The sequence below is a fragment of the Desulfomicrobium apsheronum genome, assembly GCF_900114115.1.
Lineage (GTDB): Bacteria > Desulfobacterota > Desulfovibrionia > Desulfovibrionales > Desulfomicrobiaceae > Desulfomicrobium > Desulfomicrobium apsheronum.
Genome location: NZ_FORX01000016.1, coordinates 61,143 through 80,832 on the forward strand (window position 1 = coordinate 61,143; position 19,690 = coordinate 80,832).

Annotated in this window: 20 protein-coding genes; 15 read left to right on the plus strand and 5 right to left on the minus strand. The window is 61.6% G+C overall.

The annotated features are described in order from the left end of the window. Positions 1-5 precede the first annotated feature (5 nt). The 6 genes from BMZ40_RS14120 to BMZ40_RS14145 are packed head-to-tail and all read left to right on the plus strand — an operon-like array spanning position 6 to position 5,147. Positions 6-875, plus strand: a complete 870-nt coding sequence (locus BMZ40_RS14120; RefSeq protein ID WP_092377089.1) for a GAK system ATP-grasp enzyme — start codon at positions 6-8, stop codon at positions 873-875. After that, positions 868-1,938, plus strand: coding sequence for an HprK-related kinase B (locus BMZ40_RS14125; protein ID WP_092377092.1), 1,071 nt, complete (start codon positions 868-870; stop codon positions 1,936-1,938). Before BMZ40_RS14120 ends, BMZ40_RS14125 begins: the two co-directional genes overlap by 8 nt. Continuing rightward, a complete protein-coding gene (locus BMZ40_RS14130) occupies positions 1,935-3,125 on the plus strand; it encodes a GAK system CofD-like protein (protein WP_092377095.1) in 1,191 nt (396 codons plus the stop codon). The genes BMZ40_RS14125 and BMZ40_RS14130 overlap by 4 nt, the downstream gene beginning before the upstream one ends. Positions 3,126-3,144: 19 nt before the next feature. Further along, positions 3,145-3,456 carry an amphi-Trp domain-containing protein gene (locus tag BMZ40_RS14135; protein ID WP_092377098.1) on the plus strand — a complete coding sequence of 104 codons (312 nt, stop codon included), beginning with the start codon at positions 3,145-3,147 and terminating at the stop codon, positions 3,454-3,456. Then, positions 3,434-3,829 carry an HU family DNA-binding protein gene (locus BMZ40_RS14140; RefSeq protein WP_177193185.1) on the plus strand — a complete coding sequence of 132 codons (396 nt, stop codon included), beginning with the start codon at positions 3,434-3,436 and terminating at the stop codon, positions 3,827-3,829. The genes BMZ40_RS14135 and BMZ40_RS14140 overlap by 23 nt, the downstream gene beginning before the upstream one ends. A gap of 46 nt (positions 3,830-3,875) precedes the next feature. Further along, the gene (locus BMZ40_RS14145) at positions 3,876-5,147 is read left to right on the plus strand and encodes a radical SAM protein (protein ID WP_092377104.1); all 1,272 of its coding nucleotides are present in this window, start codon (positions 3,876-3,878) and stop codon (positions 5,145-5,147) included. Between the two features lie 47 nt (positions 5,148-5,194). Here BMZ40_RS14145 and BMZ40_RS14150 read toward each other — a convergent pair whose 3' ends face one another. Then, positions 5,195-5,737 (minus strand): DedA family protein, encoded by a 543-nt coding sequence (locus BMZ40_RS14150; protein WP_177193186.1) that lies wholly within the window; start codon positions 5,735-5,737, stop codon positions 5,195-5,197. 177 nt (positions 5,738-5,914) lie between these two features. Here BMZ40_RS14150 and BMZ40_RS14155 point away from each other — a divergent pair, with 177 nt between their 5' ends. Genes BMZ40_RS14155 through BMZ40_RS14170 form a run of 4 tightly spaced genes read left to right on the plus strand, consistent with a single transcriptional unit; the run spans position 5,915 to position 11,482 of the window. Next, positions 5,915-8,293 carry a hypothetical protein gene (locus BMZ40_RS14155; protein ID WP_092377110.1) on the plus strand — a complete coding sequence of 793 codons (2,379 nt, stop codon included), beginning with the start codon at positions 5,915-5,917 and terminating at the stop codon, positions 8,291-8,293. A 20-nt stretch (positions 8,294-8,313) separates the two neighbouring features. Next, positions 8,314-9,318 (plus strand): phosphatidylserine decarboxylase, encoded by a 1,005-nt coding sequence (locus BMZ40_RS14160; RefSeq protein WP_092377113.1) that lies wholly within the window; start codon positions 8,314-8,316, stop codon positions 9,316-9,318. A 34-nt stretch (positions 9,319-9,352) separates the two neighbouring features. Then, complete coding sequence (locus tag BMZ40_RS14165; RefSeq protein ID WP_092377116.1) at positions 9,353-10,384, plus strand: prolipoprotein diacylglyceryl transferase family protein; 1,032 nt, start codon at positions 9,353-9,355, stop codon at positions 10,382-10,384. Continuing rightward, on the plus strand, positions 10,385-11,482 hold the full coding sequence (locus tag BMZ40_RS14170; protein ID WP_092377120.1) for a hypothetical protein: 1,098 nt from the start codon (positions 10,385-10,387) through the stop codon (positions 11,480-11,482). 2 nt (positions 11,483-11,484) lie between these two features. Here the strand turns inward: BMZ40_RS14170 and BMZ40_RS14175 are convergent, their stop codons facing one another. Both BMZ40_RS14175 and BMZ40_RS14180 read right to left on the minus strand, forming a co-directional pair. After that, complete coding sequence (locus BMZ40_RS14175) at positions 11,485-11,685, minus strand: hypothetical protein (protein WP_092377123.1); 201 nt, start codon at positions 11,683-11,685, stop codon at positions 11,485-11,487. Then, positions 11,682-12,155: an Lrp/AsnC family transcriptional regulator gene (locus tag BMZ40_RS14180; RefSeq protein ID WP_092190906.1), complete on the minus strand. Its 474-nt coding sequence runs from the start codon at positions 12,153-12,155 to the stop codon at positions 11,682-11,684. Before BMZ40_RS14180 ends, BMZ40_RS14175 begins: the two co-directional genes overlap by 4 nt. A gap of 177 nt (positions 12,156-12,332) precedes the next feature. On the opposite strand from BMZ40_RS14180, the gene BMZ40_RS14185 reads away from it, so the two are divergent. The 5 genes from BMZ40_RS14185 to BMZ40_RS14210 all read left to right on the plus strand — a co-directional run bounded on the left by BMZ40_RS14185 (position 12,333) and on the right by BMZ40_RS14210 (position 17,485). Continuing rightward, positions 12,333-13,517, plus strand: coding sequence for a glycine C-acetyltransferase (locus BMZ40_RS14185; RefSeq protein WP_092377126.1), 1,185 nt, complete (start codon positions 12,333-12,335; stop codon positions 13,515-13,517). Between the two features lie 441 nt (positions 13,518-13,958). Next, complete coding sequence (gene tdh, locus BMZ40_RS14190) at positions 13,959-14,996, plus strand: L-threonine 3-dehydrogenase (RefSeq protein ID WP_218143779.1); 1,038 nt, start codon at positions 13,959-13,961, stop codon at positions 14,994-14,996. A gap of 394 nt (positions 14,997-15,390) precedes the next feature. Further along, the gene (ilvN, locus tag BMZ40_RS14200; protein ID WP_092190765.1) at positions 15,391-15,870 is read left to right on the plus strand and encodes an acetolactate synthase small subunit; all 480 of its coding nucleotides are present in this window, start codon (positions 15,391-15,393) and stop codon (positions 15,868-15,870) included. Further along, entirely contained in the window at positions 15,870-16,796 is a 927-nt protein-coding gene (locus BMZ40_RS14205; RefSeq protein ID WP_092377132.1) for a phosphate acyltransferase, read from the plus strand. The genes ilvN and BMZ40_RS14205 overlap by 1 nt, the downstream gene beginning before the upstream one ends. A gap of 251 nt (positions 16,797-17,047) precedes the next feature. Next, positions 17,048-17,485, plus strand: a complete 438-nt coding sequence (locus tag BMZ40_RS14210; protein ID WP_092377135.1) for an Hsp20/alpha crystallin family protein — start codon at positions 17,048-17,050, stop codon at positions 17,483-17,485. A gap of 62 nt (positions 17,486-17,547) precedes the next feature. Here BMZ40_RS14210 and BMZ40_RS14215 read toward each other — a convergent pair whose 3' ends face one another. Further along, a complete protein-coding gene (locus BMZ40_RS14215; protein ID WP_092377139.1) occupies positions 17,548-18,369 on the minus strand; it encodes a hypothetical protein in 822 nt (273 codons plus the stop codon). A 163-nt stretch (positions 18,370-18,532) separates the two neighbouring features. Further along, on the minus strand, positions 18,533-19,687 hold the full coding sequence (gene pstA, locus BMZ40_RS14220; RefSeq protein ID WP_092377218.1) for a phosphate ABC transporter permease PstA: 1,155 nt from the start codon (positions 19,685-19,687) through the stop codon (positions 18,533-18,535). Positions 19,688-19,690: the final 3 nt, after the last annotated feature.

The window sequence follows — 19,690 nt, forward strand, 5'->3', positions numbered from 1 at the left end:
TTTTTATGAAGATAGGAGTGGTCGGAACGCGCGGTGGGTGGTCTTCGGAACTTCTTGCGGCCACGGTGGCCGCCAAGACCGGATTTCGCCTGCTGGTGGACATGGAGCAGGTCTGCATGGACCTGGACAGCGGCAAGGTCTGGACCGAAGGGGTCGATCTTGGCAGTCTTGACGGCCTCATCATCAAGAAGATCGGCGCGCGCTATTCTCCGGATCTTCTCGACAGGCTTGAGGTGCTGCGCTTTCTGGCACAGCGCGGGCTGCCCATTTTTTCCTCGCCCATGTCCATCATGCGCGTGCTGGACCGTCTCAGCTGCACCGTGACCCTGCGCCTCGGGAATATCCCCATGCCTCCGACGACCATCACCGAGTCCGTGGACGAAGCGCTGGGCGCGGTTGCGCGTTATGGCGCGGCCGTGTTCAAGCCGCTTTTCACCTCCAAGGCCCGGGGCATGACGGTCATTGACCACGGAGCCGGGGCGCGCGCCGCCATCGAGGCCTTTCACGCGGAAAATCCCATCATGTACATGCAGCAGAAGATCGAGCTGCCCGGGCAGGATCTGGGCATCGTCTTTCTGGGCGGCAAGTACCTGACCACCTACGCCCGTTGCGGCACGGGGGCCTGGAACACGACCACCGAGTCGGGAGGCAAATACGCCCCGGCCACGCCTTCGCCCGAGGCCATGCGCACGGCCGAGGAGGCCCAGGCCCTGTTCAATCTCGATTTCACCTGCGTCGATGTGGTGGAAGCCGCCACCGGGCCAGTGGTCTTCGAGGTTTCGGCCTTCGGCGGGTTCCGTGGCATCCAGGATGCCTGCGGTCTTGATGCCGCGGCCATGTACACCGATTATGTCATGGAGAAGATTCGTGAATAATGACAACGCCCTGCGCGGGCTCGTGCACCATTTGAGCGCCGGCGTCGCGACACCGCACCAGGTCTGCCTGAGCATGGGCGACTGCCGTTTTCGGGTCATGACCAATTCCGGAAATCTGGCCCAGGAATTGACCAGATATTTTGCGCCATTCCTGAACCTAGGATCGGAAGCGGACATATCCATCACAGCCTTGCAGGGCGAGGTTCCTGATCTGGGGCTGATTTTTCAGGTCAAGGAGCCGGATCCGGGCAAGACCAAGATAAAAGAGGAGTGGGCCGACATCGAAGGCGGGCGGGTCATTCGCAAGCGCCTGACCGGCATGCATTTTCTCTTCGGAAACGGGGAAAATCTGGCCGTGGGGGACTGCGAGGCCAATCCCAACCAGGTCGTCAATTTCATCAACAACCGTTTCATCGAGCGCAAGTTGAACGACGGCTGTCTTCTGGCGCATGCCGCCGGAGTAGCGGTGTGTGAGACCGGCATGGCCATGGCCGGGTTTTCGGGCATGGGCAAATCGACCCTGGCCCTGCATCTGGTTAGCAAGGGCGTGACTTTTGTCAGCAACGACCGCCTGATGATCAGTCCGACAAGCTCCGCCCCGGTCATGTTCGGCGTGGCCAAGCACCCGCGCATCAATCCCGGCACGGCCCTGCACAATCCCGATCTGACAGGCATAATCTCCCCCGAGGACACGGCGCGTTTCCAGAGCCTGTCTCCGGAGGAACTCTGGAGCCTGGAGCACAAGTACGACGCCCTCATCGACCAGCTTTTTGGCCCGGACAGGTTCATCCTGCAGTGCCCCATGCGTTATCTGGTGCTGCTGAACTGGCACCGGGACGGCTCGCCCACGCGTTTCGAGGAGATCGACATCAACGCGCGGCACGATTTGCTGGAAGCCTTCATGAAGGACACCGGCCTTTTTTTCACCGCCGAGAACGGCTATGCCCCGACGCCTGACGACTATGCCAAGGCGCTGGCGGGGTGCAGGGTGTTCGAGATCAGCGGAGGCGTGGACTTTGACCAGGCCGCGGACGGCTGTCTGCGGCTGCTGGAAAAGGCATGACGGCCATACGGGTCACCCGGGAGGTCAACGTCCCGGATCCGGTGCGCGTGGCCAGGGCGTTGCGCAGCCCCGATCTTGGGCCGCGAATCCTCTTTTTCACCGGCGGTACGGCACTCAAGGAAACCAGCCAGGCCCTGGTGGGGTACACCCACAACTCCGTGCACCTGGTCACGCCCTTTGATTCGGGGGGCAGTTCTGCCGTGCTGCGACGCTATTTCGACATGCCGGCTGTGGGCGACCTGCGCAACCGGCTCATGGCCCTGGCCGATCGCACCCTGCACGGATACCCAGAGATTTTCGAGCTTTTTGCCCACCGCCTGCCCAAGACCGCAAGTTCCGGACAGCTGCTGGACGAACTCTCCGCCCTGGTCGCAGGCAGCCATCCGCTCATTACCCGGGTGTCGGACCCCATGCGCAAGATCATTCGTCATCACCTGCAACTTTTCGAGAAATCCATCGGCCCGGATTTCGACCTGCGCGGGGCGAGTGTCGGCAATCTCATCCTGACCGCCGGATATCTTGAAAACAGGCGGCACATCGACCCCATCGTCTACATCTATTCCAAACTGGTCCAAGTGCGCGGGGAAGTCCGCCTGCTGATCAATTCCAACCTGCAACTTCGGGCCGTGCTCGAAGGCGGCGGTCACCTCGTCGGCCAGCATTTGCTCACCGGGAAGGAGACTCCCCCTCTTTCCCGCCCTGTGTCCGAGCTGTCCCTCGTCGATCCCGCCAAGGGCAACGCGCCAGTGCGGCCGCTCATCCGCGACAAGATCCGCAGGGCCATCCAGGGCGCGGACCTCATCTGTTATCCGGTGGGCAGCTTCTACAGCTCCATCGTCGCCAACCTGCTGCCTCGGGGAGTGGGGCAGGCCGTGAGCCAGACGCCCTGTCCCAAGGTCTTCATCCCGAACACGTTCAGCGATCCTGAATCCGTGGGGCTTTCCCTGGCTGGTCAGGTCCGAACCCTGCTGCGGCACCTACGCGCCGACGCCCCGGACAGCATCGCCATCAGCGACGTTCTCGATTTTGTCCTGCTTGATCCGTCCGTGAGTTATCCGGACACAAAGAACCCGCAGCGGGAGCTGGCATCGCTTGGCATCCAGATCATCAAGACTCCCCTGACCGACACGAAAACCGGCGCCATTGACCCGCATCTGCTCTGCCAGGCCCTCATCTCCCTGGCGTGATATTTAAAAGGAGGATCTCATGGGAAAAGACAAGCTCAAATCCAAGAACATAATGACCAGGGATGATCTGGTCGCGTATCTGGAAACCGTGCTCTCGGGCCTGAAGCAGGGCACGCTCATCCTCGACAACGAAGAAAGGCCCCTGATTCTGAGGCCTTCGGACAGCATCGAGGCGGAGCTCGAAATAAAGCAGAAAAGCGACAAGGAGAAGCTTGAACTCAAGCTCTCCTGGGTGCCGAACAAGATGCAGCCACTGACCCCGGTGGCAACACAACTTGAAGCCCCAATCCTGTCTTCGCCCCCACTGGGTGACGAAGCAAAAAAAAAATGAGCTGAAGGAAGCGGCAGAAGCGGAAGAGGAAGAGGAAGAAGATAGGACCTATGGGACCTATAGGACGAATGAGACGAATGAGACAACCGAAATCACAGAACTTCCTGCAACCCATACGTCCCATGAGCCCCATACGACCCATTCTTCCCATACTTCCTATTCTTCCCCGCAAAAGGCCCTCTACGCCATCATCCGTGAGGCCCTGGCCCAAGGCCAAAAAATTCCCCTGCCGGGGCTCGGCTCTTTATCCGTGACGCTCCATGCCGCGCACATGGGCCGAAACCCGCGTACCGGGGAGAGCATCGCCATTCCTGCGCGCAGGCGGGTTCACTTCAAGGCGGCAAAGGGACTGCAGCAGCTGCTGAACCCATGACTTGCGCGGCGGCGTCCTGGAAATTTTTGGCCAAAGGAGCCTTTCAATGAAGTTTCTTTCCACCTGTCGCGCACTGTTCCGGGGGCGCCTTCCCGGCCAGGCCGTGATCCAGATCACCACCCGCTGCAACGCCCGTTGCGTGCAATGCGGTATGAGCGCGGACAATTCATTTGCCCGCCACAGTCTTGATCCCGAGATCGTGGACCGCGTTCTCGACACCGTGGCCAGGCTTGGGATGCAGGCCGTGTCCTTCACCGGCGGGGAGCCCCTGCTGGATCTCGGGCGTCTGACGGGCATGATCCGACGCGCAAAGAAGCTCGGTATTCCTTACATCCGCACCGGCACCAACGGGTTCATCTTTCAGCGTCATGAGGCCCTGGATTTTGCGGATCGCATGCGCCGCACGGCCGATGAATTGCTCGAAAGCGGCATCCGCAATTTCTGGATCAGTCTCGATTCGAGCGATCCGGACATTCATGAGAAAAACCGGGGCCTGCCCGGTGTGGTGCGGGGCATGGCCAAGGCTGTGCCCATCTTTCACGAACGCGGCCTTTACCCCTCGGTCAATCTGGGCATCAACCGCCTCTGCGGCGGGCGCATCCCGGCCTTGCAGGCCCCCTTCGATGAGCACGGTTTTCGGCAGGGGTTTTCCGAGGCCTTCACCCGCTTTTTCACGTTTGCGACGGAACTCGGCTTCACCATCGCCAACTGTTGCTACCCCATGAGCGACGAAGACCTTGCCGTGTATCAGGCCACCTCCTCGGACCCGTTCATCCTTTTCAGCCCCGAGGAGAAGCGGGCCATGCTGCTCGCGCTCAAGGATGTGGTGCCGGATTTCAGGTCGCGCATCCGCCTCTTCACGCCGCTGTCCTCCCTGGACGCCCTGGTGCGCCAGGCCGATGGCGAGCCCGGGCAGACATATGCCTGTCGCGGAGGCCTGGATTTCTTCTTCGTGGACGCCACGGCCGGGCACGCCTATCCGTGCGGCTATCGCAGCGCTGAAGACCTTGGGCCATTTTGGGAATTGCAGAATCTGCCCGACGGCGAGCCGGGCTGTCGGCGCTGTGACTGGGAGTGTTTTCGGGACCCGTCAGAGCTGCTCGGGCCCTTCGGGATGGCGCTCTCCAATCCGCTGGAGGTGCTGCGCAGGTTTTCGTCCCGCCGGGAGCTGCCCGGCCTCTGGTATTCCGACCTGCGCTACTACATGGCCTGTGACTTTTTTGACGGCACCAAACCCATGCGCGCGGAAAAAATGGCGCGCTTCGCGCCGCGTCAGGCCGCGCCCGCGCTTTTAGTTTCGACCGAAGCCGCGTCTTGAGCCGCCATCACACTTCGCTGGCCCATGTATTGAGCATGCCCGTGCGTTCAGGACCGGGCCTTGAAGCGATCGCGCACCAGCATCCCCAGACCAAAAAGCAGGGCCGCGCCCGCGCCGAGTAGCGGCAATCTTGCAACGACGGACGGATCGGTCAGGAATTTTCCGGCATGCAGTCCGAGCAGGGTGATGAGCACAGACCATAGTGTTGCCGTGAAAAGGTTGGCGGCGAGAAAGAAGCGCCAGCACAGATCCGAGACGCCAAAAGCAAAGGGGATGACTCCGCGCATGCCGTAGATGAACCTGTAGGTGCCAAGAAGCGGCAGGCGGTGGCGCAGAAGCAGGCCGCCGACGCGGGCGACCCTGGTCCCGAAGCGCGGATGTCCCGCCAGGTATGCGGACCCTTTGAGCCTGCCGAGCCAGAAGAAGAACTGATCTCCCGCCATGCTGCCCGCAAAGGCCGCTCCCACCACGGTCCAGAAATCAAACAGCCCCAGAGCCAGTCCCGCGCCGCCCAGAAGAACCGCCGTCTCCCCTTCCACGAAAGCGCCCAGTGCGATGGCCAGGGGGCCATATTGGGTAATGGTGTTCATATCCATGCCCTGTCTTTGCCGCGAGCCTTGAACCTGCCCGTGACGGGCGCGTGACGCTTCGGTGACAGTCCGGGCCCTCCGCCATGGGGCGCTTAGAAAGCTGTCACCGGGCGGTCACGAATTCTTCGCATCCCCTTCATGTTCGTCTGTTCAAGGCATTCAAACAAGGTGGTGTGCATGTTTTTCGATACAACAACGATGCAGGCGGGCATGGAAGGGCGGTTGGCCGACACGATGGGTTTTGAAGGCGGGTGGAACGACCGCCTCCTGGATTTGCTCCCTTTCGGCCCTGACGACGCCACGGCCGGAAGCGAGAGCGAGTTGCAGGTCGCGGTCATGGGTAGCCCTGATTGCGTGGACCTGCCGCTCAGAATCCGGGAATCGAGCTTTTATCAGAACGTGGCCCGGCGTACCGTGGCCGGGGATACGTCGAGCCACACCCTCCTTGAGCTTGAACGCTATCTGGAGGCCGGTCCGGATGCCGTCTGGGAAAACAGCTGGGTGCGCTTTCCCCTGGACCGGCTGAACACCTTTGCCCGCCATACCCTGGAGCGGGACCTCCTGGCGGACAAGAGCGATCCCGCGTCAGGGCGCAGGAAGGACAGCGCGGACTTCTTTTTTGTAAGGGACGGCGAAGACTGGCTGCGCATTCCCATCAGTTATCTGCTCAAACTTTCCCTGGCCGACCTGGCCGGGTCCGGCGTGACCTCCGAGGTGCGCAGGCTGGCCGAATCCTTTCTTGCCCATTTTCTGAACGACAACACCTCCCCCGAAACCTTCTCCTTTTATCCCGTGCCCATGGACGATGCGTTCCAGGGCGGGCGGGGCATCGCCCGGGAGACCAGCCAGCGTTTCCTGTTGTCCCAGCTCCTGCTCGACCACGCCAATGAAGGGTTCGGGCTCCTGGAACACGGGCAGCAGGCCATGATCTATTTCGCGCCCTTGCCCCCCGCCCGGCAGAAGCGCCTGAACGAGATCATCCCCGACGCCCATTACCGCGAGCTGTTCATGAACCCGTGCCTGTCGGGCTGGGACCGGGGGGAAGCCAAGAAGGAGTACATGGGCCTGTGTCACCGCATGCTCTCGCGCAGTCAGCTGAACACCATCGCCAAGCTGCGCGAGTCCGGCATCCTGACCAACAATCTGGTGGTCCTGCCCAACACCTCGAACACGTGCCTGGCCAACAACGGGACGCACATTTCGCTTGGCAGCAAACGCCTTGGGGAGCTTCTGCGCGCTAAGGGGGATTTTGGCGTCACCGAGGAGAAATACCTCGGGGACCTGGTCATCAAGATCGTTGAGCATTTTTTGCCGCTATTTGTCGGCACCTACAGCGCCGCCCCCATGCGCATGGATTTCGAGGATTTTCATCCGGAGAAGGCGCTCGGATTTCTGCCGCACGAGCTCGATTACACCCATCTGCGCATGATCTGGCGGCGCTGGAAGAAGAAGGCCAAGCTAAAAGTCTGCGGCCGCCCCCTGACCCCTTTTGGTCCGCCGCTCATGGACAGGACCATTGCCCGGATTTTCGGGCTGCGCGGCGACTTCATCCCGGATTTTCGCCTGCTGGACTACATGACCACGCTCATGAGCACCCACCGCTGCGCGGCGCTTGACGGCGAGGTCGGCAACGACCTTAGGCTCAAACGCGATCTTGCGGCCATGGGCGTTTTCCATGAATCCATGTCCACCTATCTGCTCTACAAGCAGCGCTCGTTCGAGGTGATGGGCTTTTCCGGTTTCGAGGGCCGATTCTACAGCCTCTTCGATTCCCTGGAGGCGGACATGCGGCCTGCGGCCCGCTTGCAGCAGTTTTTGAGCGCGCTGGCCTGCAAGCTCGTGCTCAGCGGGCGCGTCAGCCGGTCTTCGATTCCCGACAGTCCGGAAGTGGAGAGCGAGCGACGTCAGATATTTTTCGCCACGGCCATCAACCTGCCCACTTTTTTCGTGCGGCGGGATTCGGGCAATGCCCTGCTTCTTGATCTCGTGTCCAGGGCGTCCGGTGTTCGGGGTAGCCATCGCTATCCCGGCAACCTGCGCGTGCATGTGCAGGAGTATCGCAAGGCGCTGCTTGATTTCATTGAATCCGAAGGGCGGGACGTGATCGAACTTTTTGGGGCCGGGGAGTTGCTGCGCGATCTGCGCGCCCGCATCACGGACCCCGAACTTGGCGCGGGGGGAAAACTGACCCGGCGCATTCTGAAGCATGTCGGGGCGCGCACGCCGCTGGCCCTGCGCGCGCAGGACTTCAACATGGGCGCCGAGGATGTCTACAGGGGGGAACTGCGCACCGCGCATCTGGCCGAGGCCCTCGACTACCTGTTGGAAGATTGCCAGACGGTCAAGGATTTCGGCTGCCTGCCCGCACGGTTCTGCCGCACCGGGCTCCCCGCGCTGCTCGGCGGGCGGGACATCATGGAGTTCGCGCGGGAAGCCCGGACGGAATTGAAACGCACGGGGGAGCTTGGCGGGTGCCGGCCGGTGCTGATCCAGCTTCTGCTCTTGATAATCGGCATGCACGGCGAAAACGCTCGAATCAGTCGGCCGGCCGCATAAGTCGCACAACTGGAAGGAAAATGACGCATCAGTATATAGCCAGAGATTTGGGAAGCATCCGCAACGAGGAACTGTTCTGCGACCGGGTCATTGATTATCTTTATTCCCGCGTGCGGGAGAAGGCTCCGGTCCTGTTCGACGCCGTGACTTCGGCGCGCGCCTCCAGTCTTCTGGGTTTCGTCAATTACGACCTGCCGCTGGGCGCGCGCATCTCGGGCGCAAGCGCGCTCATCAAACGCCTTGGCATCGACATCTCCGAGTGCGTTGAACCCCCGGCCCACTACAACACGGCTCGACGCATCTTCGAACGCCGCATCCGCTACGAAACGGTCCGGCCCATGACGGACGATCACGCCGCCGTGGTTTCCCCGGCGGATTCACGCATGTTCACCGGTTCCCTGAGCGAAGAGAGTGTGCTCTTCATCAAGGACAAGTTCTTTTCCTTCGAGGAATTTCTGGGCCGCCCGAACTGGAATCAGGTCTTCGCGGGCGGAGATTTCGCCATATTTCGCCTGACCCCGGACAAGTACCACTACAATCACGTTCCGGTCAGCGGGGTGGTGCGCGACTTCTATGAAATCGAGGGCGCGTTTCACTCCTGCAACCCGACCGCCGTCATCAGCGAGGTCACTCCCTTTTCCCGCAATCGCAGGACCGTCACGATTATCGACACGGACGTCCCTGGCGGCAGCGGCTGCGGCCAGGTGGCCATGGTCGAGGTGGCGGCGCTCATGATCGGGCAGATCGTGCAGGCCTATGCTTCCTCGGGATACGACCCACATGAACCGGTGCATCCCGGTCTTTTTCTGCGCATGGGACAGCCCAAGAGCCTTTACCGGCCGGGCAGTTCCCTGGATGTGCTCATTTTCGAGCCGGGCCGGGTCGAATTCAGCCCCGACCTGATCGCCAATCAGTTCCGGGGGGACGTGGGCAGCCGTTTTTCAAGCTGGCTGGGACGGCCCTGGGTGGAAACGGACGTGCGCGTGCGCGAGAGCATCGGCCGCGTCCTCAACCAAAACACATGACGGGCGGGATGAACCGCGCCCGGATGGAGAAAATATGGAGTATTTGCTGATCGCCTGCTTCGGGGCCGCGCTTTTTACCTTCATCTTCCTGAGCGGGCGGGTCCTGCCAAGCGAACGCTGGCAGATGATGGCCAGCGTGCCCCTGTTCAAGAATCCCGACGGCATGTGGCAGGCCCTCAACCTGACCTGGTACGGAGGGCTCAGCGCCCTGGCCTACACGCTGGCCACGGCCGTCGCCGTCGTGTTGCTGGGTTCGGTTGGCATGGGCATCCTTGGTCTTGTGCTCATGGTCGCGGGCATGCTCGGGCTGTGCATACCGGCGGCGAAGATCGTCGCCCGCCTCGTCGAAGGCAAGCCCAACACCCTGAGCGTGGGCGGGGCCGCCTTCGTGGGCATTGTCGTGGCTCCTTTCGTGGCCTCGGGCGTGGTCTGGCTGACCGGAAGCGGGGCGGTGCTGCCTGCGCTCGCGGCCCTGGCCATCGCCTATGCCGTGGGCGAGGGCGTGGGGCGCCTGGCCTGCCTGAGCTTCGGCTGCTGTTACGGGCGTCCCGTCGACACCCTGCCCGAGCCCTGGAAGGGGATTTTCAGCCGCTGGAACGTCGTTTTTCATGGCGGAACCAAGAAAGCGGCCTATGCCCATGACCTCTGCGGTCGCAGCCTGGTGCCCGTGCAGCTCATGACCGCCTACCTCTACTGCGCCGCCGCATGTCTGGGGATGATCTTCTTCGCGGCCGAAAGCTTTTCGATGGCCATGATCGTGCCTCTGGTCGTGACCCAGGTCTGGCGCGTGCTGTCCGAATTCTTCCGCGCCGATTACCGGGGCGAGCAAAAGATCTCCGCCTACCAGATCATGGCCGGGGCGGGCGTTCTCTACGGACTTGTGCCGGCCCTTTTGCTGACCGCGCACGATGCCTCCGTGAATTTCGGGCAAGGCCTGGCCGCCTTGTGGAACGTGCCGGTGCTGCTCCTTCTGCAGGGAGTCTTTCTGGTGGTGTTTCTCTACACGGGGCGCAGCTCCGTCACGGGTTCGCAGATCCGATTTTTTGTCAAGGAAGGGGAGATATAAGTGAGTGTCCTTTTTCGTGGCAAAAGGGGATGGGTCCACGGGCTCATCCTCTTTCTTTTCTGCCTTGGCGCGCGCCCGGCCACGGCCCTTGGTCCCCCGCTGCCGGATCTTGAGCGGGCCGTGGAGCACCTGTGCCGCGAGGTGCTTCTCGGCCACGACCCGGACCCGGCCCGCATCGCGCCCATCATCGCCCATGTCCGCGCACACGGCGACACCTCGGGCGCGCTGCCAAGGTACTCGGACGCTCCTGGCGCATACCAGGGCTTTGCGATCAACATGCCCATGCAGCGTCTGCTGCGTTATCTCTACAACCCTGAAATTCCCCAGGAACTCATAAAACCCTTTTCGATCCGTTCCTCGGTCTGGACCACACAGGGCAGCGCCGAAGAGCAGCGGCGACTGTGGGCCGATCCCTGGCCTCCGGCCGGAACTGAAGTCGTGCGGGGAGAGCAGTACGATCGCACCACTGCGGATCTGTCCACGGGTGGATGCTACGGAATGCAGCTGAAGCGGGCGCTTGTGTTTTTGCAGGACGAAAAGGCGCTTTTGTCCGTGAGCGTGCAGCCGGGGCCGTCGGAAGTGGGCACCCGGGGATATCTTGTGGGGCGCGATCAGGACAGCCGCTACGTCTATTCGGATGAGGAAGGATTGACCAAGACCGGGCTTGGCTGGGTCTCGTCCAGGATTCAGACCAATGTCTCCATCGGAGTCTATCTTGGTGAGGGCGGCGTGGTGCGCAGCGGCGTGTTTCAGTGGATGCGGGCGGGCTGGTCGGGCCTGTCGGTCATCAAGGAGAGCCACATTAAGGCCTCGCTGGTGCGCTACCGGGAGCGCATCGGCGCGATCCTGCATGCTCCAGGGCTGCCCGCGCCCGAGGATCTGGAGGCGCTGTTCAGGGAGCTCGATGCAAAATCCGACGAGGAATTGCGCCTAGAGGCGCAGCCCATTGTGGCCGAGTACATCGAGGCGGCCGAGCGGGACAGGAACAGGGCCGCGCTTAAAATCCTGAAGAACGACTACGTCCGGCGGCTTGATCGGACGGAACTGATCGGGCTTTTGATGCGGGATCGGTTGGAGGATTCAGCCCGGCCAAGGTAGGCTCATTCAGATTCGTTTTCGCGGGGCGCGCCGGTTTCCTGGCCCGCTCCGATCTTTTCCTTCCATCCCTTAAGGACTTCCAGATAGGCGGCGAAACGCTGCCTGTCTTCTTCGTCTTCCGCCTCGCGAAGCTGGGTTTCGGCCTTGGCAATCAGGACTTCCAAATATTTAGGATCGGTGAATCCGTGCAGGATGTGGCTCATATGGTGTCTTCCCGGCGCTGCTGCACCCATTTGTTGATGGTTTCCAGATAAAGGAAGGTCTCGGTGTTCTGAATGCCGCCAAGGGCCGACAGGTCATCGACCAGAAAACGGCGCAGATCGCTGCGTGATGCAACGTGGATCTCGACAAGAAGGTCGAAGCGGCCCGAGACGTTGGACACGGACTGCACGCCGTCGAGGTTTGCGATGGCGCGCATGATCTGGGCATTGGCCCGCCCCTCAAGGCTGACTCCCACGGTGGCGGTCAGACCGTCCTCGAAAAACATGGGATTCACCGACGCCGACACGCGCAGATAGCCGCTTTTGAGCAGCCGTTCCGTGCGCAGCCGCACCGTGCCGTCGGACACGCCCAGCCGCTGGGCGATGTTCTTGTAGGATTCGCGCCCGTTTTCCTGCAGGGCCGCGATGATCCGGCGGTCCGTGTGGTCCAGTGTAATTTCTTTTTCGTTCACGTTTATGCTCCCGCGTGAGCGCATACCGAAGTCTCGCCGCAAAGACAAAGCCTGTGCGGGTGGATCCGAAATACGGTTGCCAATTGATTTATTCGTCAATATATTGCCAATTCATTCATTGACAAGAAATTTTATGGCGATAAAATTACGCAAATCGAAATTCTACGGGGAGGCGGCATGAAACGGATACTGGAAGATCTGGCGCGGCGGACGGAGGAATTGCGGGAAGGTGGGCTTTTCAAGGCCGAAAGGGTCATCACCTCACCCCAAGGCGCGCGAATCACCGTGGCGGATGGCCGCGAGGTGCTCAATTTCTGCGCCAACAACTATCTTGGCCTGGCCGGTGACAAGCGTCTGGTCGCGGCCGCGCACGAAGCCCTGGACCGCTACGGTTATGGCCTTTCTTCCGTGCGCTTCATCTGCGGCACCCAGGACGTGCACAAGGAACTCGAAGACCGTCTGTCCGAATTTCTGGGCACCGACGACACCATTCTCTACAGCTCCTGCTTCGACGCCAACGGAGGCCTCTTCGAGACCCTGCTCGGGCCCGAGGATGCCGTCATCAGCGACGCCCTGAACCATGCCTCCATCATCGACGGAGTGCGGCTGTGCAAGGCCAAAAGGTTCCGGTACGCCAGCAACGACATGGCCGATCTGGAAACGCAGCTCAAAGCTGCCGCGGATTGCCGGTACAAGCTCATCGTCACCGACGGCGTCTTTTCCATGGACGGCCATATCGCCGATCTGAAAGCCATCTGCGATCTGGCCGACAGGCATGACGCCCTGGTCATGGTCGATGACTCCCACGCCGTGGGCTTCATGGGCGAAAACGGGCGGGGCACGCATGAACACTGTGGGGTCATGGGCCGGGTGGACATCATCACCGGCACCCTGGGCAAGGCCCTGGGCGGAGCTTCCGGCGGCTACACCTCGGGCCGCAAGGAGATCGTCGAGTGGCTGCGGCAGCGTTCCAGGCCATACCTTTTTTCCAACACCCTGGCTCCGGTCATTGCCGCCACGTCGCTGGCCGTGCTGGACCTGATCCGTGACGAGCCCGGATTGCGCGTCAAACTGGAAGAGAACAGCCGGTATTTCCGTGAGGCCATGACCGAGGCCGGGTTCACCCTGGCTCCGGGCGAGCATCCCATCATTCCGGTCATGCTCGGCGATGCGGTGCTGGCCCAGCGCATGGCGGCGCGGATGCTCGAAGAGGGCATCTACGTGATCGGATTCAGCTTTCCGGTGGTGCCCCAAGGGAAAGCCAGGATACGCACCCAGATGAGCGCGGCGCATACGCGGGAACAGCTGGAGATGGCCGTGGCGGCGTTTGTGAAGGTCGGGAAGGAACTGGGAGTGATTTAAGATGGTGAGGAGGTGGGCGGAAGGGGCTTTGCGGGTTGGCGGGACGGCGGGCCGCCGAAACTCCTTCGCGGGCCTCGTAGAGTTGCATTGTCGCTGCTGCCGAACGAAGGTTTTTACTTCGAGTGATGGGCGACAATGCAACAAACGATGCCTGGCTCAGTCAAACAGTCGACGCCCCGCCGTCCCGCCAACCCGCAAAGCCTTGAGCGCTGACCAAAAAGGCATGAAAGTATGGTTGTCTGTCAATGAAGCAGTGGGGCATTTGCGGCGTCACGAGGGCGTTGTCCCGGTGTCATTCCCGCGCAGGCGGGAATCCATCTGACATGAAGTTTCCGGAGCGTTCCGACTTTAAAACGGCGTCATTCCCGCGCAGGCGGGAATCCATCTTCAAGATTTGTAAAACATTGCGCATAAAATTTCAGAACACACGAGGATTATAAAATGGAAAAAATGAAAGCGCTGGTAAAGGCCAAGGCCGAAGTCGGGATCTGGATGGAAGAGATCCCCGTGCCCGAGGTCGGCCATAACGATATTCTGATCAAGGTCGGCAAGACCGCCATCTGCGGCACCGACATCCACATCTACAACTGGGACGCCTGGGCGGCCAAGACCATTCCCGTGCCCATGGCCGTCGGGCATGAGTTCGTGGGGCGCATCGTGGCCATGGGCTCCGAGGTGCGCGGGCTCAAAGTCGGCGATCGGGTTTCCGCCGAAGGGCATATCACCTGCGGCCACTGCCGCAACTGCAAGGCTGGCAAGCGCCATCTGTGCCGCAACGCCATCGGCGTGGGAGTCAATCGTCCGGGTTGCTTCGCCGAGTACGTCTGCGTTCCGGCCGTCAACGCCTTCAAGATCCCCGACACCATCTCCGGCGACGTGGCCGCCATGCTCGACCCGCTTGGCAACGCCACGCACACCGCCCTGTCCTTCGATCTGGTCGGCGAGGACGTGCTCATCACCGGAGCCGGCCCCATCGGTATCATGGCCGCGGGGATAGCCCGTTTCTGCGGAGCCCGCCACGTGGTCATCACCGACGTCAACGACTACCGCCTGGACCTGGCCCGCAAGATGGGCGTCAGCCGCGCCGTCAACGTCGGCAGCGAGTCCCTGGCCGAGACCATGGCCGACCTGCACATGTCCGAAGGCTTCGACGTGGGCCTTGAGATGTCCGGAAACCCCCACGCCTTCCGTGAGATGCTCGCGCAGATGAACCACGGCGGGCACATCGCCCTGCTCGGCATCATGCCTGAGGACACGGCCATCGACTGGGGACAGGTCGTGTTCAAGGGCCTGAAGCTCAAGGGCATCTACGGCCGCGAAATGTTCGAAACCTGGTACAAGATGACGGCCATGCTGCAGAGTGGATTGGACATGAGCCCGGTCATCACCCACAGCTTCGCGGCCGAGGACTTCCAGAAGGGCTTCGACGTCATGCGCTCGGGCAAATCCGGCAAGGTCATCCTGGACTGGAACGCCTGATTTCGGGCGGAGAAGAGGGGCAAAAGGCATGGATTCCCGCCTGCGCGGGAATGACACGGATACTGTGCCGAAGTTCTGCGTGGCGTTACAGGGGCCTGCAAGGCATGGTGCACAACCTTCGCGGGCGTTAAGCGGATGTTTTGTTGAATCTTTGTGTGTTATTGCAAGGGCCTGTGCCCCGCTACAGTGTCATCCCCGCGCAGGCGGGGATCCATGCTCATGCGCGAGGTCGGTGCGTTTTTGGGCAAGGTCATCCCCGCGAAGGCGGGGATGCATGCCTTTTCGTCTTTCAGCCTCCGGTCCAGGGCAGTGATGCCTGTATCACCTTGCTTCGGAACCCGGGCCCTGACATACTCTTTCCGGTACCGCACCATCCCCAATCAAGGAGCCGCTCATGCGCCACACCATCTCCGCCCTGGTCCAGAACAAGCCCGGCGTCCTGGCCGCCATGGCCCAGGTCTTCCAGCGCCACGACATCAACATCCGTTCCATCTCCTGCGGGGAGACCGAGCGCGAGGACGTGTCGCGCATGATCATCTGCGTCGAGCCCGACGAGGGGAAAATCAGGGCCGTGACCGACGAAATCGAGTCCCTGGAATTTGTCATGCGCCTGGAGGACCTTGCGGGGCAGGATCTCATGGACCGCGAACTGGTCATGATCAAAGTACGCATCACCAAGGACACGGTCAGCCGGATTCTGCAGATTTTCGAGGTTTTTCGGGCCAACGTCATCGACATGGGCAACGAAACCATCTCCGCTGAGCTTTCCGCGCCCCAGGGCAAGGTCGCGGGGCTGATCCGCACCCTGGCCCCGCACGGCATCCAGTCCCTGAGCCGCACCGGGCTCATCGCGCTGTCGCGGGGTGACGGCTGATGGCGGCCCCCGTAGCGCCCGTGCAATCCCTGGAACGAATGGTGGAGCTGGTCCGCTCCCGCCAAACGCCCGTGCGCGTGGTCATCGCCGCCTGCGCCGAACCCAACGCCGTCCTGGCCGGGCTTGAGGCCTCGCGGCAGGGGCTGGCCGAGCCCGTTTTTGTCGGCGACGTGGAACGCATGCGCGGCCTGCCGGAGCTGACCGGGGAGAATTTCGACGCCTTTGAATGCGTGCACGAGCCCGACGACAAGGCGGCCCTGGCGGCCAGCCTTGATCTGCTGCACGAGGGGCGCGCCCAGTTTCTGATGAAGGGCGGGGTCAAGACCGACGTGCTGCTGCGCGCCGTGCTCGGTCGCAAGCGCGGCAGCGCCGGATTGCTCAGCCACATCGGGGTCTTTCCGCATCCGCGAGAGGAGCGTTTGCTCATCGTCACCGACGCAGGCGTGAACATCGCGCCGTCGCTGACGCGCAAGATCGACATCATCAACAACGCCGTGGCCGTGGCCAAGAAGCTGGGCATGGAGCCGCCCCGGGTGGCCGTGCTCTCGGCCACGGAAAAGGTATCCTACAACGACATGGTCTCCAGCAAGGATGCGGACATCCTGGCCAAGCTCTGCCGCATGGGCATCTTCGGCGACGCCGTCGTCGGCGGGCCTTTCGCGCTCGACATCGCGGTGTCGCGGGAAAAGGCCCAGGCCAAGGGCGTGGACCATCCCGCCGCCGGCCGCGCGGACATTCTCTGCTCGCCCAACATCGTCACCGGCAATGTGCTCTACAAGGCCGTGACCAGTCTCATGGACCTGCCCATGGCCGGTATTGTCGTTGGGGCCAGCTATCCTCTGGTCGTGCCTTCGCGCGGGGATTCCGAGCGCTCCAAATTCTACGCCCTGGCCCTGGCGGCATTTCTGGCCGGAACAGAGGCGTGACAATATTAAATCTGAAATTTCAAATTCATTTCCTGCCGGGATTTGCCGGAGTGCCCTCGCAATAGCGATGCAATTTTGGCATGTTGTCCGGCGTCATCCCCGTCAGAGCGCTGATTCCTCCCGGCAATGCCCGCCCCACGGGGGCTTATGCGCCCTTGACTGACCGCGACCGAGTTTTATTTTTCATACGTCCCGGGAACGTTCCGGGCTGTATGAAATTCTATTAAGCTGGTCACGAAAGGAGGTTGGCCATGACACTGATGAAATGGGATCCCTGGCGGGAAGTTGAGGACATGTTCGATCGGTACACCAAGGCCGTAGGTTGGCCGCGCGGAGGGCAGGAGGCCCTTGCGTCGAGTGACTGGACCCCGCGGGTGGATATTGCCGAGACCGAAACGGAGTTTTTGATCAAGGCCGATATTCCCGGCGTGGAGAAGGACCATGTCAAGGTGTCGCTGGAGAACGGAGTGTTGACCATTCAGGGTGAGCGCAAGACAGAGAAGGAGGAGAAGGACAAGAAGTTCCACCGTGTGGAACGATTCACCGGAACCTTCATGCGCCGTTTCACCGTGCCTGAGAATGTCGACCCGGAAGGCATCAAGGCGGTGTTCAAGGAAGGCATGCTGCATCTGCATCTGCCCAAGACGGCAAAGGCGAGCCCCAAGGCCATCGACATTCACGTCGATTGAAAAGACCTTGGCGGACTGTTCGCTAAAGCTCACCCCCAGGACCGGCCCAAGCGCCGGTCCTTTCATTTGGCGCGCAGTATCCTGGCCGCCCGTTCGAGGTGTTCGAGCAATGATTTTTGAGCGTGGGCGGCGTGCTCGGGGCGGGTGTCCAGTTCGTGCATGATCGCGAGGAGTTGCGGGTCTTGAACGTGCGTGCTTGTGATCAGGACCGGGCGCGAGGTGTCTTTCGTGCTGAAAAAATTCCAGGCCAGAGGCGTTTTCTCGTCGCGAAATGGCCAGTTCAATTTGAGCCGCAGCAGATCAGCCAGGGCCCTTTTCCCGTCTTCGGCGAGGGCGTCCGCATCCAGGGCAAAGCCCAGGCGGCTTTCAACGGCGCCCACCATCGCGGCCAGAAAGCGATGTTCCGGAATGATCAGGCCGTATTCATACCAGTCATCCAGCACCTCGCGCGCCAGGCGCTTGATTCTGGATTCAAGCTCGTCATAACTTGGGCAGAAGAAGTACTTGCAGGCCGCGCCGCCGTAAAAGCTCAGCCCGCGCCAATCAATACCGCCGTTCCCGAGAGCCAGGGGATGCAGCAGGCAGCCCACGCGTTCGCCCTCGTCGCGGATCAGGCCGACAAAGACGCAGTGATGAAAATCCCTGGTGGGCGCGGAAGCCCCTTCGATGCGTAAGCGTTCCTGCTCAAAGGCGAGGAGGCCGTCGATGGTGCGCGGGACAGAGGCGAAGGAGTTCGTCCGCGCGCAGAGGATGGCGTGCAGCCGTTCACGGGACAGGTCCGCCATGTTGTAGAGCCCGCAGCAGCTGCCGCAGGACACGCACGTTCCGGTCTGGCAGAGATAGACCTGGCCCCGGACCTCTTTGTCTTCGGGAAGAGTTGTCATTTTTGACCTCCATGACCCGCGCTGGCTATCCCAAAGCCCTGGCCGTGGCAACGCCGCCGATTCGCCGGGGGTGCCTTCTATTTCGTGGCCTGCCCGCGAATGCCCGCGCCAAAAAAAAGGGAAGAACCGGAGTCCTTCCCTGTGACGTTTCGGCGGCGAAGCCTTACCATTTGCGCTCGTATTTGTTGCGCAGCAGGATGGCCAGGGCGTTCATGGACAAAAGGACGACCAAGAGGACGATGATGCCCGCGGAGGTGCGCTCGGTGAAGGCTCGTATCGATTCCGATGACCACACATAGATCTGGGCCGGGAGCACGGTGGCCGCGCTGGTCAGGCCGCGCGGCATGTCCTGGATGTAGGCGACCATGCCGATGATCAGAAGCGGCGCGGTCTCGCCGATGGCGCGGGCCAGGCCGATGATCGTTCCGGTCAGGATGCCAGGCAGGGACAGCGGCAGGATGTGGTCCCAGACCACCTGCCAGTGCGTCGCGCCAAGGGCCAGGGCTCCCTCGCGGATGGAGTCCGGGATGGCCCGGATGGCCGCACGGGTGGAGATGATGATGACCGGCAGGGTCATGAGGGCAAGGGTCAGGCCGCCCACCAGGGCGGATGAGCGGGGCAGCCCCATGAAATTGATGAAGATCGCCAGGCCCAGAAGGCCGAAAAGGATGGACGGGATGGCCGCCAGGTTGTTGATGTTGACTTCGACGATATGCATCAGCCGATTGTCCGGAGCGAATTCTTCCAGGTAGATGGCGGCCATGACTCCCGCCGGGAAGCTGAAGATAAAGGTGATGCCCAAAAGATAGATCGTCCCCACGGCCGCGGACAGAATGCCCGCCATTTCCGCCAGCTTGGAGTCTCCGTTGGTGAAGAAGCCGATGTTGAAGACCTTCTTGATCGAGCCCTCGGCCACAAGTTCGTCCACCAGGGCGATTTCCTTGGGTTTCAGCCGGTTGGGCTTGTTCTTGATGTATTGGTCCACCTCGGCGTTGGCCAACACCCAGACTTCGGAGGTCGTGCCCAGCAGTTGCGGGTTTTCACGCAGCTGCATGGGCAGAATGCGGGTCACCCCGCGACTGACCAGCGGGACGAGCCTTTTGTCCAGGGCGGATCTGGGGTTGTCGTAGATCGACTCTGAAAAGGCGACATTGGCCCGGATTTCGGTCTGCATGAAGGCCGTGTAGCCCTGACGGATGATGTCCGCGAAGAAGACGACCAGAAAGATTCCGGCAACGGAAATGGCCATGAAGGAGATGACCTTGAACTGGCTCTCCGAGTTTTTGCGTTTGCGCAGGCTGCGCGGGTCGATGGGCATGCT

Excerpts from the sequence above, each read along its gene's own strand:
- BMZ40_RS14145 (WP_092377104.1), top strand. The coding sequence starts at position 3,876 with ATGAAGTTTCTTTCCACCTGTCGCGCACTGTTCCGGGGGCGCCTTCCC.
- BMZ40_RS14150 (WP_177193186.1), bottom strand. The coding sequence starts at position 5,737 with ATGAACACCATTACCCAATATGGCCCCCTGGCCATCGCACTGGGCGCT.
- BMZ40_RS14130 (WP_092377095.1), top strand. The coding sequence starts at position 1,935 with ATGACGGCCATACGGGTCACCCGGGAGGTCAACGTCCCGGATCCGGTG.
- BMZ40_RS14210 (WP_092377135.1), top strand. The coding sequence starts at position 17,048 with ATGACACTGATGAAATGGGATCCCTGGCGGGAAGTTGAGGACATGTTC.
- BMZ40_RS14120 (WP_092377089.1), top strand. The coding sequence starts at position 6 with ATGAAGATAGGAGTGGTCGGAACGCGCGGTGGGTGGTCTTCGGAACTT.
- ilvN (WP_092190765.1), top strand. The coding sequence starts at position 15,391 with ATGCGCCACACCATCTCCGCCCTGGTCCAGAACAAGCCCGGCGTCCTG.
- pstA (WP_092377218.1), bottom strand. The coding sequence starts at position 19,687 with ATGCCCATCGACCCGCGCAGCCTGCGCAAACGCAAAAACTCGGAGAGC.
- BMZ40_RS14215 (WP_092377139.1), bottom strand. The coding sequence starts at position 18,369 with ATGACAACTCTTCCCGAAGACAAAGAGGTCCGGGGCCAGGTCTATCTC.
- BMZ40_RS14155 (WP_092377110.1), top strand. The coding sequence starts at position 5,915 with ATGTTTTTCGATACAACAACGATGCAGGCGGGCATGGAAGGGCGGTTG.
- tdh (WP_218143779.1), top strand. The coding sequence starts at position 13,959 with ATGGAAAAAATGAAAGCGCTGGTAAAGGCCAAGGCCGAAGTCGGGATC.
- BMZ40_RS14175 (WP_092377123.1), bottom strand. The coding sequence starts at position 11,685 with ATGAGCCACATCCTGCACGGATTCACCGATCCTAAATATTTGGAAGTC.
- BMZ40_RS14185 (WP_092377126.1), top strand. The coding sequence starts at position 12,333 with ATGAAACGGATACTGGAAGATCTGGCGCGGCGGACGGAGGAATTGCGG.
- BMZ40_RS14205 (WP_092377132.1), top strand. The coding sequence starts at position 15,870 with ATGGCGGCCCCCGTAGCGCCCGTGCAATCCCTGGAACGAATGGTGGAG.
- BMZ40_RS14165 (WP_092377116.1), top strand. The coding sequence starts at position 9,353 with ATGGAGTATTTGCTGATCGCCTGCTTCGGGGCCGCGCTTTTTACCTTC.
- BMZ40_RS14160 (WP_092377113.1), top strand. The coding sequence starts at position 8,314 with ATGACGCATCAGTATATAGCCAGAGATTTGGGAAGCATCCGCAACGAG.
- BMZ40_RS14135 (WP_092377098.1), top strand. The coding sequence starts at position 3,145 with ATGGGAAAAGACAAGCTCAAATCCAAGAACATAATGACCAGGGATGAT.